Below are 15,558 nucleotides of genomic sequence, written 5' to 3'. Positions count from 1 at the left end.
TCCAGGACGCTCTTCATGACTTCATTGTTGGTTGAAAATGGCCGTGCGCTAGAGAGCCGCCTCGATTTCAGCGGCCCTTGGCGGGTGATCAAGGCAAACTGGTGGAAGGTGGTGCTGTTTGCCGCCGTGGAGACCCTTGTGGCAGCCCCCTTTATCCTCAGCATGCCACCCTACTACCAGTCCAGTGCGACCCTGCTGCTGAAGGCTGATGCCAACAGCGCTTCCCCTATCGAGCCCGTCTATCGGGTCGATACCAGCCGCCGCGAGTACTACAACACCCAGTTCGAGCTGCTCAAGTCACGCCGGGTGGCCGAGAAGGTGGTTACTCATCTGGGTTTGGCCGAGTTGCCGGAATTCAACGGACAGCCCAATCCGGACAGCTGGCTGAGCCGCATCAAGGGGCTCTGGAGTGCCGCACATCAGGAGGATGCCTCCTCACGCCACCAGCATGCGCTGGAATATCTGGCCAGACACCTGACCGTCTCGCCGGTGCGCGATACCCAGCTGGTCAGCATAGGGTTCGAATCCCGCTCTCCCGAGCTGGCCGCCAGCGTCGCCAATGAGGTGGCCCAGACTTACATCGATCTCAATGTGGAGGAGCGGGTCGATGCCAACACCACGGCATCGCACTGGAACCAGAGCCGGCTGGTGGAGATAAAGGCCAGTCTGGAGAAGCAGGAGAAGCAGCTCGGCGATTTTCTTGCCCGCAATGATCTGCTTACATTTCGCGGCGTAGATGGTCTGCAAACCGAAGAGCTCGGCATCATCACCAACAAGTACGCGGATGCCCGCGAGCGGCGGCTGGCGGCGCAGGCCGAATTCCAGTCCATTCAGGAGTACGGCCGCAATCCGGCGGCGCTGGCCTCCCTGCCCGAGGTCTCCAACCACCCCCAGATGCAGGATCTGCGCATCGCCCTCATCAAGGCCCAACAGGAGCTCTCCGAGCTAGCCAAGCGTTATGGCTCCAAGCATGACCGTATTCTGCAGGCCGAAGCACGCATCAAGGCGCTCAATACCCAGTCAAACCAGCTGATGCGGGAGATTGCCGACGGTATCGAGGATCGCTACCAGAGCAGCCAGCGCAAGGAGCAGGAGTACCTCGCCCAGCTTGACGAGAAGAAGCGGGAGTTCTCCTCGCTGGCAGTCAAGAAGGATGAGTACAACAACCTGAAGAACAATATCGACAAGACCCGTCAGCTTTATAACGAGCTGTTTCGCCGTCAGGAAGAGACCCGCTTGAACGCTCAGCTGCACGAGTCGAATGCCATCCTCTACGACGCGGCATCGGTACCCTTGCTGCCTGCCAAACCAAACAAGATGCTGTTTCTGCTGATGGTGGTGATCATGGCGGGCATGGTTGCCGTGCTGGTAGTCATCACTGCCGGAGCGCTGCGCAATACCCTGGATCGTCTGAGCCAGCTGGTCTCCCAGCTCGGTGGTCGGGTGCTTGGTGAAATCCCGCGGCTGGCGGCCCTGCAGGATCAGAGTGCTCTGCTGCGGGTGGGGGCGGTCAATCCCAGAGTAGGTGCCAGTGCCGATGACCTCTACGCCATCATGCGGCTGGAGCCGGGTCAGCTGCAGCGCATCATGATCACCTCGACCCGTGCTGGTGAGGGCAAGTCGACGCTGGCGGCTCTCTGTGCCGCCAGCTTTGCCCGCCATGAGCGAGTGCTGCTGGTGGATGGGGATCTGCGCCGGGGCTCCCTTGGTCGCCAGTTGCTGGGGCAGGCAGCCAGACCGGGGTTGGCCGAGCTGCTCGCAGGCGAAGCCGATTTGGCTGCCTGTCTGGTGCCAAAAGAGGGATTGACCCTGCTGCCGGCTGGCCAGCCGGTCTCCTCCTCACTGGCACTGCTTGGCTCGCCACGCTGGAGCGAACTGCTGGCAACTCTGGCCGGGCAGTTTGACCGCATCATAGTGGACACCCCTGCGCTGGAGGTCGGCAAGGATGCCCTGCTGCTGGGGCAGCCGCTGGATGGTGCCATTCATGTGATCCAGTCCGGCCAGCTGCCGGCCAGTCGGGTGCTGAGCGTGCTGGCACAGCTGCGGGATGCCAGAGTGGCGGTGTTGGGGACAGTGCTGACCCAGGTCTCCGAGCGCGATCTGGAAGGAGCGGAGAACCTGAGATTCTGTGGTGCACCCACCCGGGGCGCGCTATGAAACTGCTACGCAGCATCACCACCATAGGGGGTGCTTCCGTGCTATCCCAGCTGATCGGGGCGTTCTCGGTCTGGTCACTGTCGCACAAGTTCGACATGGCTGCGGTCGGGCTCTATGCCCTCAGCTACAGTCTGGTGCTGATCGGTGCCCAGCTTGCCACCTTTGCCTCGCAACTGCTGTTGCCCAAGCTGGAGGAGGCCGAGCTGCCCGGCAACCTGATCTTTTCCCTGTTGCAGGTCTTGTTGCTCCCCATCCCCTATGTGCTGGTGGTGGTCTGCTTTTTCTCGCTGCCGCTCTGGCCGCTCTACCTGCTGACCGTGACCCACGGGCTGATCCTCATCGCCGAGAATCTGGCCCTGCGGGCCGGCCACTACCAGCGGCTCGGTCTGCAGCGTATCTCGGCCTCTGCCGTGGTGCTGCTCTGCCTGCTGCTGGCCCCTGACATGGCGCACTTCTATCAGTTATGGGCCTGTCTGCTGCTGCTGGTGATCGGGGGCTGGTTGTGGTCTGCCTTTGCCTGGCACAGTGCCATGCTGAGAGAGGCTGCCCCGCGCCGCTTGCAGCACTTCTTCTCCCGCCATAAAGCGCATCTGGCTGGTGTCGGCAGTGCCGAAGTGCTGGCGATGGTGACGGCCAATCTGCCGACCGTGCTGATCAACTTCTGGTTTTCCCCTCTGGTGGCGGGCTACTTTGCCGTGGTCAACCGCTTCTGTCTGGCGCCCGTGGTGATTGTTGGCAACGCCATCCGCCACTCCATCTTCTCGCGATGGTCGGAGGATTTCCGCCTGCGCCGTTTCAACGGGGAGGAGTTTCGCAAGGTGAAGCGGCTGCTGCTGGCGATGGGCAGTGCGGCCACCCTCGGGATCCTCATCTGCTATCCGCTGGTGATGAAGTGGTTCTTCAATGCGGAGTGGATCGCCTCCATCGATACCTCCCGCTACATGTTGCCCTATGTGTTTACTGCGGTGGCCATCTGCCCGCTGACCGTAATCGAGCTGGTGTTCGGCTCGCCCCGCTACTTTTTGCGGATCCAGCTTGAGCAGCTGCTGGTCGTAGTGATCGCCTTCGTGCTGTTGCCCTGGTTGCATCAGGAGTACGAGCTCTGCGTGCTGGCCTTCTCTCTGCTGACTGCGGTGCGCTACGGCTTCGTCTTTTTGCGGGTCAACCGCCGGGCTGCCGAGTTGCAGGGGCGGATGGAGCTGGCCTCGTGAACAGTGCCCTCATCATGCAGGCCAATCTGCTGCTGTCGCTGGTGATCTGCGGCCTGGCCCAGTACGTTACCGGTATTACGGCCTTCCTCTGGTTGCCCTTCCTGCTGGCGATTGCCACCTTGATGTTGCTGCCGCTGCAGACGCGTTACAGCCCGTTGCGGCTCGACTATCAGGAGAAGGTACTGCTGCTGCTCTACTGTGGCTTGCTGGTGCTGGCGCTGCTGGGCACCCTGCTTCAGCAGGGGGGCATGGTGACTATCATCGGTTTCAAGAACGAGCTGGCGCTCTCTCTGCTGCTTCCCTGCCTGTTGCTCGGCTTTTGCCGCGAGTCACAGATTTACCGCATCATGAAGCTGGTGGAGTGGGTCTTCTACCTGCAGATCCCGGTGGTACTGTTTCAGGTGCTGGTGGTGGTGCCGAAGCGGGTGGCAATGCGCGGCGAGTTTGAGAAGTGGGACTCGGTGGTCGGTACCTTCGGGGGGGATCCCATGGGTGGCGGCAATACCGGTGCACTCGGCTTCTTCTGCCTGCTGGTGATGTTGATCAAGCTCTCCGAGTTTCGCCACGGCCTCATTTCGCGTCGTTCGGTCGCTTTTCACATTCTTGCAGCTTTTGCCATCTGCGTGCTGGCCGAGGTGAAGTTCGTCATCCTGTTGTCCCCCTTGCTGCTAGCCTGGGTCTGGCTCTCGCCAAGCTATGTCAGGGGGATGAAAAGCTATGACCTCAAGCGTCTGCTGCTGATTGCGCTGGCAATGACGGCGCTGGTGGCGGTGGCCGTTCTGGTGCTGGCAGCCTCCTACTCATCCGCGTTCGAGGGGGCCGGGCAACAGGGGACCATTGAGCTGTTTATCGACTCCCTCGGCTATATCTTCGATCCCAACCACATCAACCCGGAAACCGGCGAGCTGGGGCGGGTGACGACGATCTTTTTCTGGGCCAGCAACGGTGATCACCACGGTCTCAGCAATCTGCTGTTTGGTTATGGCCTCAACACCACCAATCATGGCAGCACCCTGCCCGGTTTTCTCAACCCCCTGTTCAACGTGCTGCTCGACTCCACTTCCCTCAGTGTGTTGCTGTGGGAGGTGGGACTGATGGGCACCCTGATCTTCATCGTGCTGATCGTTCTGCTGCTCTGGTGCTGCCGTCCCCGTCCGTTGCTGGATCGCCAGCTGCTGAGCGCGGCAGATGTGCGTCTGCTCAGCTATCAACCCGCTTTCATCGCGTTCGGGATCGCCTGCCTGCTGAGCTTGCCTTACAGCCAGCTGCTGATGCTGATCCCGGTGCAGCAGTTTCTCTTCTATTTCGTGCTGGGTGCCGCCCTGGTGATCCGTTCTTCGGTTCGGCAGGCCACCCGTTCCCGTGAGGTGTCATGACTCCATCCCCCCTTATCTCCGTCATCATCAAGACCTACAACGAGGAGGCAGGGATTGCCGACACCATAGCCAGCATCAGAAGCGCTCTGGCCGACTACTCCCACCAGATTATCGTGGCGGACAGTCTTTCGACCGACCGCACCCAGGCGATCGCCTGCCAGCTGGGAGTGACTGTGGTGAGCCTGACCAATCCGGCTGATCGCTGTTGTGGTGTGGGGCCACAGCTTGGCTACCTCTTCAGCGAAGGGGAATTCCTGCTGCTGCTCGATGGCGACATGAAGCTGGAGCCGGAGTTTGTGCCAGCCGCCATTGCGCACATGCACTCCCATCCCGAGTGCGGTGGCGTGGCCGGGTGGGCCGAGATGGATGATGCCCACAGCTACGAGTTCAAGTCGCGCAAGCAGCGCATCAACCAGATCTATCCGCTGGGCGAGTCGCGCTGGCTGTGTGGTGGCGGCCTGTTTCGACGCAGCGCCATCGAGCAGATCGGCTATCTCACCAATCGCAACCTGCACGGTTACGAAGAGGCGGAGCTGGGTATCCGGCTGCGTCAGGCGGGCTATCGGCTGGAGCGGCTCGATGTCCCCTTCTTCTTTCACACCTCCCACACCATGGACTCACTTGCCCTGATCCGTTACCGCTGGCGCATGGGGTATCTGTTTGCCAGCGGCGAGCTGGTGCGCTCGGCGTGGGGGCAGCCCTATTTTCGCGAGGTGCTGTCGGTGATCCGCTCCGAGCTGCTGTTCGGACTCTACCTGCTGACACTCCTGTTCTGCGCGCTGCTTTTCGTAGCCGGACTGCCGTTCTGGTTGCCGTTGCTGGCGTTGACACCGCTGGGTGGCTTCATCGCTCTCAAGTGGTTGAAGAACCGCTCCCTGCAAGATGCCCTGCGCAGTGTCATGAACCTCTCCATCTATGCAGCCGGGCTGGTGCGCGGCCTGCTGTTGCCCCAGCGCTCTGCGCGCGAGGCGCCCGCCCATCGTCTGATCCAGGAGTCATTGCCGTGAAGGTGCTCTTTGCCAACAAGTTCTTTTTCATGAAGGGAGGTGCCGAGACCGTCCTCTTTCAGGAGCGGGAGATGGTGCGTCAGGCGGGTCATCAGGTGATCGACTTTGCCATGCAGCATCCGGATAACCTCCCCTCGCCCCAGAGCGGCTACTTTCCGGCCAACGTCGATTATCACCAGCGGCACGGGCTCTTCGATCGGCTGAAGATCGCCGTTCGATTCATCCACAATCAGGAGGCCTGTGATCGGCTGGCGGAGCTTATCCGTGCAGAGCGGCCCGATATCGTTCACTTTCATAACATCTACCACCAGCTCACCCCGGCGATCATCCGGGTGGCCAAATCCCTGGGCTGCAAGACGGTGCTGACAGCCCACGACTACAAGGTGGCCTGTCCCAACTACAGCATGCTGGTCGATGGCGAGCCGTTCGATCTGACCCGGATCGAGGGTTCCTGGCTCAAGCTGTTTCGCCATCAGTGGCAGGAGGGGTCGTGGGGCAAGAGCCTGCTGCTCTCTGCTGAGGCGGCCTGGCAGCAGTGGCGCCGCAACTATGAGCAAGTCGATGCATTGGTGGCGCCGAGCGCCTTCATGGCCGGGATGCTTCGCACCCGGCTGCCCGCTTCCCGCATCGAGGTGATCCTCAATGGCATAGATGTCGAGTCGAGCCGTGAAAGCGGAGAGGATCGGGGGTACTTTCTGTTCCTCGGCCGCCTGATGGCCGAGAAAGGGGGCGAGACGCTTGCCCGTGCCCATCAGCGCATGACGCGGCCGGCGGGCCTCAAAATTGTGGGCGGTGGCCCGCTGCTGGCGCACCTCGGGCAGCATTATCCCAATGCCGAACTGCTGGGGTTCAAGCAGGGGGAAGCGTTGCTCGATCTGCTGCGTCACGCCAAGGCCGTGGTGGTGCCGTCCGAGTGGTACGAGAACTGCTCCATGTCGGTGCTGGAGGCGATGGCCTATGGCAAACCGGTGATCGGGGCTCGAATTGGCGGGATTCCTGAGCAGATCCGCGACGGTCTCGATGGCCTGCTGTTCGAGGCGGGCAATGCCGACGAGCTGGCCCGCTGCATGGACAGGCTGGTGGCCGAGCCGGAGCAGACGGCTGCCATGGGGCGTTCGGCCCGTCAGCGGCTGATCGACCGCTACTCCCTCGCCAGCCACCAGCAAGCCCTGCTGGCGCTCTACCAGTCGTTGCTTGAGGAGCAGAGATGAGTTTCTGGCACGAGTTAAAAGCCGAACTGGCGCTCAATCCGAGCAAGACGGCGCGCCTGTTCCTGCTCTGCTACCGGCTGGCACAGGGAGACCGCTTTATGAGGCTGCCCGGCTTGTTGCTGCTCAAGGGATTCAAGCTGCTGTGTGGCCTCGATATCTCGCCAAGAGCCCGGCTGGGTTGGGGTCTTCGCCTCTATCACCCGCAGAATATCGTCATCGGTGACGGCGTGCAGATGGGGCGTGACTGCACCCTGCGCCACAACTGCACCCTGGGTAACAAGCCAGATCGTCAGAGCGGCCAGCTCCTCTCGCCCACCGTGGGGGACGGGGTCGAGTTCGGCACCGGCGCCATCGTTATCGGGGCAATCGCCATTGGTGATCATGCCTGTGTCGGTGCCGGCGCCGTCGTTACTCGTTCCGTCCCGGCTCGCGCCGTTGTTGCGGGCAATCCCGCCAGAATCATTCGAGAAGATCATGAAGCAGATTAGTGTGACCGTGCTCGGTACCCGGGGGATCCCCCATGTACTGGGCGGTGTCGAAACCCATTGTCAGTCCCTCTATCCGGAGTTGCACCGCCAGTTCGAAGTGGCCGCGACCGTGCTGGCTCGCGCCCCCTATGTGGATTACCGACGCGGCGAGTTTGAAGGGGTGGCACTGAAGGCGTTGCCTGCCCCCAAAAAGAAGTCGCTGGAGGCAATTCTCCACTCTCTGCTCGCGGCTTTTTACTGCCGCCGTCATGCCTGCGATCTGGTGCATGTTCATGCCATCGGCCCGGGTCTGGTGGTGCCGCTGCTGAGGTTGCTTGGCAAGCGGGTGGTCTTTACCCACCACGGCCCCGACTATGACCGCCAGAAGTGGGGGGCGCTGGCCAAGTGGGTATTACGCCTTGGCGAGCGCTGGGCGGTACGCTATGCCAGCGAGGTGATCGTCATCTCCGAAGTGATCAACGAGGCGATCCGCCGCCAGTACGATCGCCAGGATGCTCACCTCATCTACAACGGGGTGAAACGGGTCGAGCTGCCAGCTGCGGACAAGACGGACCAGACTCTGGCCCGTTTCGGGCTGAGTGCAGGCAACTATCTGGTGGCGGTGGGCCGCTTCGTCGAAGAGAAGGGGCTGCACGATCTCATCGCCGCCTACCGCCAGCTCGATACCGAGCTGCCGCTGGTACTGGTGGGGGATACGGATCACCCGACCCCCTACAGCGAGCGCTTGCAGCGGATAGCGGATGAAACACCGGGGGTTATCCGTACCGGTTTCCTCAATGGCGAGGCGCTGATCAGCGTATTTTCACAGGCGGCTCTGTTTGCCATGCCCTCCTATCACGAGGGGCTGCCGATTGCTCTGCTGGAGGCGCTCTCCTTCTCCCTGCCGGTGGTGGTGAGCGACATTCCCGCCAATCTGGCGGTGGCGCTGCAACAGGAGTGCTATTTCCCGGTCGGCGATGTGAGTGCGCTGGCAGAGCGACTCAACGCCCAGCTGACTCGCGGCAAGGTCGATTACAGCGATTATCTGCAGCGGTATGACTGGCAGCGGATCGCCGGCCAGACCATGGCGGTCTACAACAAGGCTCTGGGCCTACCCGCAGGAGAAAACCAATGAGCCAATTACCGCAGAAACCTCAGGGGGCGATCGACCGCTTCTACCGTGCTATCTCCCCCGAGGTGGCCGAGAGCCTGAGTGAAACCCAGCGCGACGGTATCGAGCAGGCGCTGCGGCTGATGAGTGATGGCAAGTCGCACGCCATCAACGTCAACAGCGCCTTCGGCATCGGTCGCTGGCGCTGCTATCTGGTGGTGCTGATGGGACGGGATCGCCGTTACCGCGGGCGGGAGAGCGGCTTGCGCTTTCACCTCAAGTTGCTGCTGACTACCCTGCTGTTGCTGCTGGGGATCTGCGGCATGGTGCTGCTGCTCTATCTGGTGAAGTCGGCCCTTGGCATCGACATCTTCAAGCACTTCTCGTTCGGGGTGTGGGATCTGTTCAAAAAGAGCGTGCTGATGTGATGAAAGAGGGCTCCTGCGGGAGCCCTCTTGTGTTACTGGATGTCGATCTCGGCCAGACGATACCAGCCACTCTCTTCCAGACCGGCAATACCGAGCTGCAGAGCGGGCTGCTTGTCCTGACCGATGAATGCCAGCTCGAGATAGTAGTGACCGCGCGCCATCCGGCTCGGCAGGGTCAGGCTGTCGCGAGTGGTAGCCTTGCTGCCCGGGATCCAGCGGGTCATGTCGTTGCGGGTCACCAGCATGGCGCCGACCTGCCCTTCCTCGTTGACCAGCCGGTAGGTGAGAGGCCAGTTGCGATAGGCCGGCGCTACTCCGTCGTTGTGCCAGTCACCGTTGAGGGCAAGGGTAGCCCCCGGCTTCATGGTTCCCTTGAGGGTCAGCTGGTCCAGCACGATGCGATAGCCCATCTTGCGCAGGGCATTGTCGACGATGGGTCGATATTGGGGCGGAACCGGATCCGATTTGAGATTGATGGTGGAGGCGTGTTGGGCCAGCGCCCAGTCAAAGGTGGCCTTGACCTCCTCCATGGTGTACTGCTGCTGGCCTGGCCACTCGCTCAGCTTGCCGCACACCTCGAAACTGACCGGCGCCCTCTGCCAGCTGGAATCGAAGTTCGCCACATTGGCGCGGGCGCTCGCCAGTCGTTCCGGGTAGGCATTGCGCATGTGGCTCCAGCTTTGGGAGAAGTGGTGCCAGTCGCCGAGGCAGTCTGCCCGCCAGCCAGATCCCTTGCCCACTGCATACTCGAACATGGGCAGGTTGTTGATGAGCATCAGCTTGGGGGTTCGCGGAAAAGCGGCCATCTGCAGGTCAACATAGGGTTTGAGCTGCTCGCTGCTGTAGCGCTGTTCCAGCGTCGGGCCGGGGAAGTTGCTCATGTGCCACTCCCCCCATGAACCTATCATGCCGATGTCGACATGACTCAGCGCCGGATTGCCATCGTAATAGTCTCCCAGCGCCTGAAACAGCCGGGTAGCACGGGCGAGGAACAGCGGGTCGCTGTAGTCGGGCACAAAGGTCTGGTGGTTGTTCACCCACTCTCCCCGAATCCCCTTGTTGATAAGCCACTCCGGGATCTTGCTGCCCGAGAAGGGCTCATCAAGGGTCATGACCCTGAGGGCAATCGACTGTTTCGGGGTGGCGTGCTGTGCCTGATCGATGGCCCTGTCGATCAGAGCAAAGTTGTATTCGCCCTCCCGTGGCTCCAGCTCGCTCCAGTAGAAGCGGAAGTAGTCGACCGTGCTGACCGGATGTTCAGCCAGAGAGAGGGGATGACCCCAGCTGTTGTGAAACTCTTCGATACCGACGCCGGGATTGTGCAAGAGGTCGTCGACCGGTTCGGGATGAATGGTGAGGGTTCCGGCCAGAGCTCCCTGAGCCCATAGCAAGCCGGAATAGAGCAGGGTTCTGCCCGGATGCATTTTCATGTGATCGTCCGCCAGTGGAACATGGTTGCATGCTAGGAAATTGGCGGACAAAGGCCCAGCCGGTTCCGCTGTTTTCGAGAAGAACCGACTGAAGCCTTTGTTGTCTAGGTCAGAGATTGACGGAGGTTGTGCCCTCAGTCGTCATTGTCATGTCCGGCTGAGCGGGACTCGGCAGCCTGTTGCCCCATCACCTGATACCAGTCGAGCTTGCGGGTCAGCAGCATGATCAGCGCCAGGGTGGCGAACAGCAGCAGGGCGCCGAGCAGCAGAGCTATCTCTTCGGCCTGCAGCAGGCTGTAGAGGATGGCATAGACCAGCCCGAGCAGCGCAGCGAAGCCGATCCCCTGCTTCGGGCCGCCCAGCACATGGCTGAGGTAGAAGCCGTTGAGCAGCACGCTGGCCAGCGCGGCCACCAGATAGGCCCAGCCAAAACCGAGGTGTTCGGTCAGCGCCAGCAGCACCAGATAGAAAATGGCCAGCCCCATGCCCACCAGCGCGTACTGGATCGGGTGAACCCGCAGCCCCTTGAGCAGCTCGAACATGAAGAAGCTGATAAAGGTGAGACCAATGAAGAGCAGAGCATACTTGGCCGCCCGTTCGTTGAGCTGATAGTGATCCACCGGCTGCACCAGACTGACGCTGAAGGTGGAGAGATTGCTATCGCCCCCGTTCATCATCCGGTTGAAGCGGGTCTCCATGTCGCTGGCGAACCAACTGGTTTGCCAGTTGGCCTCAAACCCTTGTGGGCTCAGGGTGCGACTACCCGGCAGAAAGTCACCGATAAAGTTGGGATGGGGCCAGTTGCCCGCCAGCTGCAGGGTGCTCTCCTTGCCCAGCGGCACTATGTCGAGGGCGTTCATCCCCTGTAGATTGAGCTCCAGATGGAAGGTGCCATCCTGCTGCGGCAGGCTGTCGAGCGGGGCATGGATACCCGCCAGCGCATCACCGAGGCGGGCGCCGGGGGCAAACGGGATCCTCTGTGTGCCGAGTTGCAGTTCGGGGACGCTGTTGATACCGCGGGCATCGGAGAGCACCAGACTCAGGTAGGGTTTGCCTGCCACCAGCTCGTTATCCCCGGCGAGCGGCGCGCTCTCTTGTAGTTGAGCGGCAGTCGGCAAACGGCTGGAGAGGGAGAGCCGGGCCTGATAGACCTGCGCCTGATAGATACCGAGCTTGCGCGGGGTCACCTCCATGGTGGCCTGCACGTCGAGCTGTTCCGGCAGCAGGTAGCGATAGGTCTGCTCCTGACGGACGAAGCGCTTGCCATCCTGCTCGACCGTCACCGAACGGGTATAGGGCTGCACGATAACCGGCCCCATCAGCCGTTGCGGGCCACTGCTGCTGGCCATGATGCTCTGGATCGCCTGATTGCGGTAAATCTGCCGCTCCCGGTTCAGCTCCATGATGGATTGCACCGGCACCATCAGCAGCAGGCTGAGCAACAGCAGCAGAAAGATCTTGTGGGTGAATATCTGTTTGACCATGACACGTCTCCTTGTTCTGAGGAGCGAGTCTGTCAGTCTGGCGTGAAGTGGTGATGGGCTTGTGTGAAGTGGCTGTGAACTGAGCAAAACGGCGCCATCAGGCGCCGTGGGATTGTTCAGGGGCGGGAGCGCACCAGCCGGGCGGCTTGCGCGAAGCGATCGGTATGGCCATCGATCACTCCGTGTATAAAGTCGATGTAGTAGACCAGTTCCGGCATCTCCTCGATGGTGCTGGATGTCCAGTAGGGAGCGGCATTTTCCCCGTTGTCATGGATGTCCGGAAAGAAGTTGGGGTCTGTCATCGGCGCCCGGCAATCTTCGTCGAGCAGGGTGAAGAGCTCCTCGATGGTGGGGAGTCGCCACCCCTCGCCAAGGCGGGCCGCTTCATCCTTGGCTTCAAGCAGCGTCAGCAGGGCCGGTGTGCCCACGCACCCTTCCCCCTCCCGCCACTCGCTGCCCAGGCTGCACGCCTGCCATTCGAGCTGGTTGAGCCGATCATGGATGACTCCCCCTTGCCGACTCAGGCGATCGGAGAGGTCGCAGGCGGCCAGCGCCATGCTGGCCGGAAGCCAGAGCAGCCACAGGAATAATTTCATTTTTGTCTCTTGTGCGGATGGCGGTCAGCCCGGTGTCGGCGGGCTGACCCTGATGATCGGAGCGGGTTGCGAAGCTTTGGCCTCCAGCCCTGTCGTCAGGTATATGTGGTGATCAGAGCTTCTTGAGTTGCGCGGGCAGGGCGGCCAGCACCTCTTCTTTCGCCTTGATAGAGGCGAATTGCTTGCCCGGTTTCTGCACTACGGTATGAACGAAAATGAGCTGCTTGCCCGGTTTGCTGGCCCAGCCGACGAACCAGCCGATCTGCTGATCGCGGTTGAGGCTGCCATCCAGCTTCTTCGGGTAGCCCATGCCGGTCTTGCCGTGGATCTGCCAGCCGTCGATCTCGCTCACCTTGAGGATATTGGCGGTGTATTGCAGGGTCTGCGCCGAGACCGGCAGCTTGCCGCTCACCATCTTCCCGAGGAAGCGAGCCTGCTCCTCCGGACTGATGGCGAGGCTGGAGCTGAGCCAGGCCTGAGTCAGGCCGTCATGCTTGCCCGGATTGCCGGAGAGATCCCGGTTGCCATAGTCGAAGCGGTCGACATATTGCTGGAAACGCTCCATCCCCAGCCACTCGGTGATCTGCTGGGAGAACCAGACCACCGAGTAGGTTTCCCAGCGGCGCGGGGTAGTGGTTTCGCGCCAGGCGGGCAGCCAGCCGTCATAGCTCGGCTTGTAGGGTAGCGCCGGATGCTCTTCATCCACCAGAAAGCCACTGTCATAACCCATCAGCGCCAGCGGGATCTTGAAGGTGGACGCGGGCGGCAGCTGGCTGGAGCAGTCCCCTTCGCTGGAGAGGGTCTGGCCGTTGCCGTCAGCATAGAGAAAGCAGCCGCTGGCGGCGGAGGCCGGCACTGCGCAGAGCAGACCGGTAGCCAGCAGGCTGGAGAGAAGCAGGCGGGACATAGCATTTCCTTGAGCAAATGGATGAGAGAAAGCGGCAGTCTAATGCCGCTTTGTGTGGGGAATGTGAAGTTGCGGGGTGACTAGGCGAACGGCAGCCAGAGTTCCGCCAGCGCGCCTCCTTCCGGTCGGTTGCTCAGGGTCAGACGGCCGCCATGCTGGTGGGCCACCTCATGGGCGAAGCTGAGCCCGAGACCACTGCTCTTGCCCTTGTCCGGTCGCGGCAGGGAGTAGAAGCGCTCGAAGATGCGCGGCAGGGCGTAGTCGGGAATGCCGGGGCCGCTGTCGGTGACCCGAAAACAGTAGCCCTCCTCCTGCTGGCTGCCGCTCAGGGTGACCTGCCCGTTGGCGGGAGAGAAGTCGATGGCGTTATCCAGCAGGTTGCCGATGGCCTGCTCCACCAGCAGCGGATCCCACTTCTGTTTCGGCGCGCTGGCCAGCTCGGCTACCAGCACCACCTGACGGCGCAGGGCGATGATCTGGCGGGCGTCGAGGGTGCGCTTGCCCAGTTTTGCCGGTTCCACCGACTGGCGATCCAGCCCCTGCCCCGACTCCAGCCGCGCCAGTTGCAGCATTCGCTCGATCAGCTGCTGCATGCGCGCGGTTTCCAGATTGATGTTGCCGATAAACCGTTTGGCAACTTCGGGGGGTGGCGTTTCGGCCAAAATCTCCCCTGCCCCGCGAATGGCCGCCAGCGGGCTCTTCAGCTCGTGGGTCAGGCTGTGAACATAGGCTTCGATGTAGCTTTTGCCATCGAGCTGGTGGCGCATGGTTTCCAGCGAGCGGCCGAGCCGATCCAGCTCGACGGTGTGCAACTGCGGCAGCGGTGCCGCCTCCCCCTTGCTGACCGAGTCGGCGTAGTGCACCAGCTTGCCGATGGCGCGGTTGAGCCACCACACCAGCAGGCTGCCGATCAGCAGCGAGATGAGCAGCATCTGGCCGCCGGCCCGCAGCAGCTCCTGTTCCCCGCGCTCGATGGCGGGCATCAGGGTGCGGTTGGGTTTGGCGACGGTGAGGGAGCCGATTATCTCGGCCCCTTCCCGCAACGGCGCCGCCACATACATGGTCGAGCTGGCGGCATCGTCGGGATCGGTGCGGGTGCTGCGGGCGCCATATTGGCCGCGCAGGGTGCGGTAGACATCGTTCCAGCGGGAATAATCCTTGCCCAGATCCGTGCCGTCGGAGTCGTAAATCACCATACCCTTCTGGTCAGTGACATAGATGCGGTACTCCGCCTGCTGCTTGAGGTGGCCGTCGATCATCGCATTGATGGGATTCTGGTTGAGGCGGGCGAAGGCGCTGGCCAACCGCCCGTTCATCATATTGTCCTCTTTCAGGTCATCGAGCGCGAGCGGCGCCAGCAGCTGGGTCATATCCACCAAAGTATCCTCGGTGGCGCTGCGCACCCCTGGTTTGATCTCCTCGACGAAGATCTCCAGCACGAACCAGGCGGCCAGCGCGAAGATCAGCAGCAGGCCGCACAGCAGTTGCAACCCGAGTCTCATGCCTGTTCCAGGCTGTAGCCCAACCCGCGGTGGGTGAGGATCAGGTTGGCCTCGGGATCATGTTCGCGCAGCTTGGCGCGGATGGTCTTGATATGGGTATCTACGGTGCGATCCAGACTCTCCTCCGCATCCTGCCACACCAGATCCATCAGCTGCTGGCGGGAGTAGACCCGCCCCGGCGCCAGCATCAGGGTCTTGAGCAGCAGATATTCGTAGCGGGTGAGGGCCAGCGGCTGGCCGCGAAAGTGAATGCGGGCACGCTCCTCATCCAGCACCAGCAGGGCGCTGGGCTGGGGGGCGACGGGCTGGCTGCGGCGCAGGATGACCCGCACCCGGGCACACACTTCCCGTGGCGAGAAGGGTTTGGCCACATAGTCGTCGGCACCGATCTCCAGCCCGATCAGTCGGTCTATCTCCTCGCTGCGGGCGGTGAGGAACATCAGGGGGATATCGGTCAGCGCCCTCACCTGCTTGCAGAGTTCGAAGCCGCTGATGTCGGGCAGCCCCACATCGAGGATCAGGAAGTCGGGTCGCGTCTGTTCCAGTCGTGTCAGCAACTGTTGGCCCAGCATGAACCACTCCACCTCAAACCCGTCGGTCTGCAGGGCGTAAATCAGGGTGTCGGCGATGCTGGCCTCATCCTCCACCAGCCAGATGACTCTCTTTTGCAT

Annotated in this window: 14 protein-coding genes; 8 read left to right on the top strand and 6 right to left on the bottom strand. The window is 61.9% G+C overall.

The window, feature by feature from the left end; translation table 11 throughout:
* The first annotated feature begins 15 nt into the window (after window positions 1-15).
* Genes AB5Y71_RS01295 through AB5Y71_RS01260 form a run of 8 tightly spaced genes read left to right on the top strand, consistent with a single transcriptional unit; the run spans window position 16 to window position 8,968 of the window.
* Window positions 16-2,157: a GumC family protein gene (locus tag AB5Y71_RS01295; RefSeq protein ID WP_368170817.1), complete on the top strand. Its 2,142-nt coding sequence runs from the start codon at window positions 16-18 to the stop codon at window positions 2,155-2,157.
* Complete coding sequence (locus AB5Y71_RS01290; RefSeq protein ID WP_368170816.1) at window positions 2,154-3,368, top strand: lipopolysaccharide biosynthesis protein; 1,215 nt, start codon at window positions 2,154-2,156, stop codon at window positions 3,366-3,368. The genes AB5Y71_RS01295 and AB5Y71_RS01290 overlap by 4 nt, the downstream gene beginning before the upstream one ends.
* The gene (locus tag AB5Y71_RS01285) at window positions 3,365-4,744 is read left to right on the top strand and encodes a capsular biosynthesis protein (RefSeq protein ID WP_368170815.1); all 1,380 of its coding nucleotides are present in this window, start codon (window positions 3,365-3,367) and stop codon (window positions 4,742-4,744) included. Before AB5Y71_RS01290 ends, AB5Y71_RS01285 begins: the two co-directional genes overlap by 4 nt.
* On the top strand, window positions 4,741-5,751 hold the full coding sequence (locus tag AB5Y71_RS01280) for a glycosyltransferase family 2 protein (protein WP_368170814.1): 1,011 nt from the start codon (window positions 4,741-4,743) through the stop codon (window positions 5,749-5,751). The genes AB5Y71_RS01285 and AB5Y71_RS01280 overlap by 4 nt, the downstream gene beginning before the upstream one ends.
* Window positions 5,748-6,962, top strand: coding sequence for a glycosyltransferase family 4 protein (locus AB5Y71_RS01275; protein ID WP_368170813.1), 1,215 nt, complete (start codon window positions 5,748-5,750; stop codon window positions 6,960-6,962). Before AB5Y71_RS01280 ends, AB5Y71_RS01275 begins: the two co-directional genes overlap by 4 nt.
* Entirely contained in the window at window positions 6,959-7,450 is a 492-nt protein-coding gene (locus AB5Y71_RS01270; protein ID WP_368170812.1) for a serine acetyltransferase, read from the top strand. The genes AB5Y71_RS01275 and AB5Y71_RS01270 overlap by 4 nt, the downstream gene beginning before the upstream one ends.
* Complete coding sequence (locus AB5Y71_RS01265; protein ID WP_368170811.1) at window positions 7,437-8,564, top strand: glycosyltransferase family 4 protein; 1,128 nt, start codon at window positions 7,437-7,439, stop codon at window positions 8,562-8,564. Before AB5Y71_RS01270 ends, AB5Y71_RS01265 begins: the two co-directional genes overlap by 14 nt.
* The gene (locus AB5Y71_RS01260) at window positions 8,561-8,968 is read left to right on the top strand and encodes a hypothetical protein (RefSeq protein ID WP_368170810.1); all 408 of its coding nucleotides are present in this window, start codon (window positions 8,561-8,563) and stop codon (window positions 8,966-8,968) included. Before AB5Y71_RS01265 ends, AB5Y71_RS01260 begins: the two co-directional genes overlap by 4 nt.
* Window positions 8,969-9,000: 32 nt before the next feature.
* Here AB5Y71_RS01260 and AB5Y71_RS01255 read toward each other — a convergent pair whose 3' ends face one another.
* The 6 genes from AB5Y71_RS01255 to blrA form a co-directional block, all read right to left on the bottom strand.
* A complete protein-coding gene (locus AB5Y71_RS01255) occupies window positions 9,001-10,398 on the bottom strand; it encodes a DUF4832 domain-containing protein (RefSeq protein WP_368170809.1) in 1,398 nt (465 codons plus the stop codon).
* Window positions 10,399-10,532: 134 nt separating this feature from the next.
* Window positions 10,533-11,882: a cell envelope integrity protein CreD gene (gene creD, locus AB5Y71_RS01250; RefSeq protein ID WP_368170808.1), complete on the bottom strand. Its 1,350-nt coding sequence runs from the start codon at window positions 11,880-11,882 to the stop codon at window positions 10,533-10,535.
* A gap of 116 nt (window positions 11,883-11,998) precedes the next feature.
* Window positions 11,999-12,478 carry a DUF1566 domain-containing protein gene (locus tag AB5Y71_RS01245; RefSeq protein WP_041210468.1) on the bottom strand — a complete coding sequence of 160 codons (480 nt, stop codon included), beginning with the start codon at window positions 12,476-12,478 and terminating at the stop codon, window positions 11,999-12,001.
* Window positions 12,479-12,590: 112 nt separating this feature from the next.
* Window positions 12,591-13,385, bottom strand: coding sequence for an OXA-12 family class D beta-lactamase (blaOXA, locus tag AB5Y71_RS01240; RefSeq protein WP_368170807.1), 795 nt, complete (start codon window positions 13,383-13,385; stop codon window positions 12,591-12,593).
* A gap of 80 nt (window positions 13,386-13,465) precedes the next feature.
* The gene (blrB, locus tag AB5Y71_RS01235) at window positions 13,466-14,887 is read right to left on the bottom strand and encodes a beta-lactam sensor histidine kinase BlrB (RefSeq protein WP_368170806.1); all 1,422 of its coding nucleotides are present in this window, start codon (window positions 14,885-14,887) and stop codon (window positions 13,466-13,468) included.
* Window positions 14,884-15,558 (bottom strand): beta-lactam response regulator transcription factor BlrA, encoded by a 675-nt coding sequence (gene blrA / locus AB5Y71_RS01230; protein WP_236368129.1) that lies wholly within the window; start codon window positions 15,556-15,558, stop codon window positions 14,884-14,886. The genes blrB and blrA overlap by 4 nt, the downstream gene beginning before the upstream one ends.

Source organism: Aeromonas sp. R9-2 (genome assembly GCF_040908025.1).
Classification (GTDB): Bacteria; Pseudomonadota; Gammaproteobacteria; order Enterobacterales; family Aeromonadaceae; genus Aeromonas; species Aeromonas veronii.
This window is presented reverse-complemented; position numbering and strand designations above follow the sequence as displayed.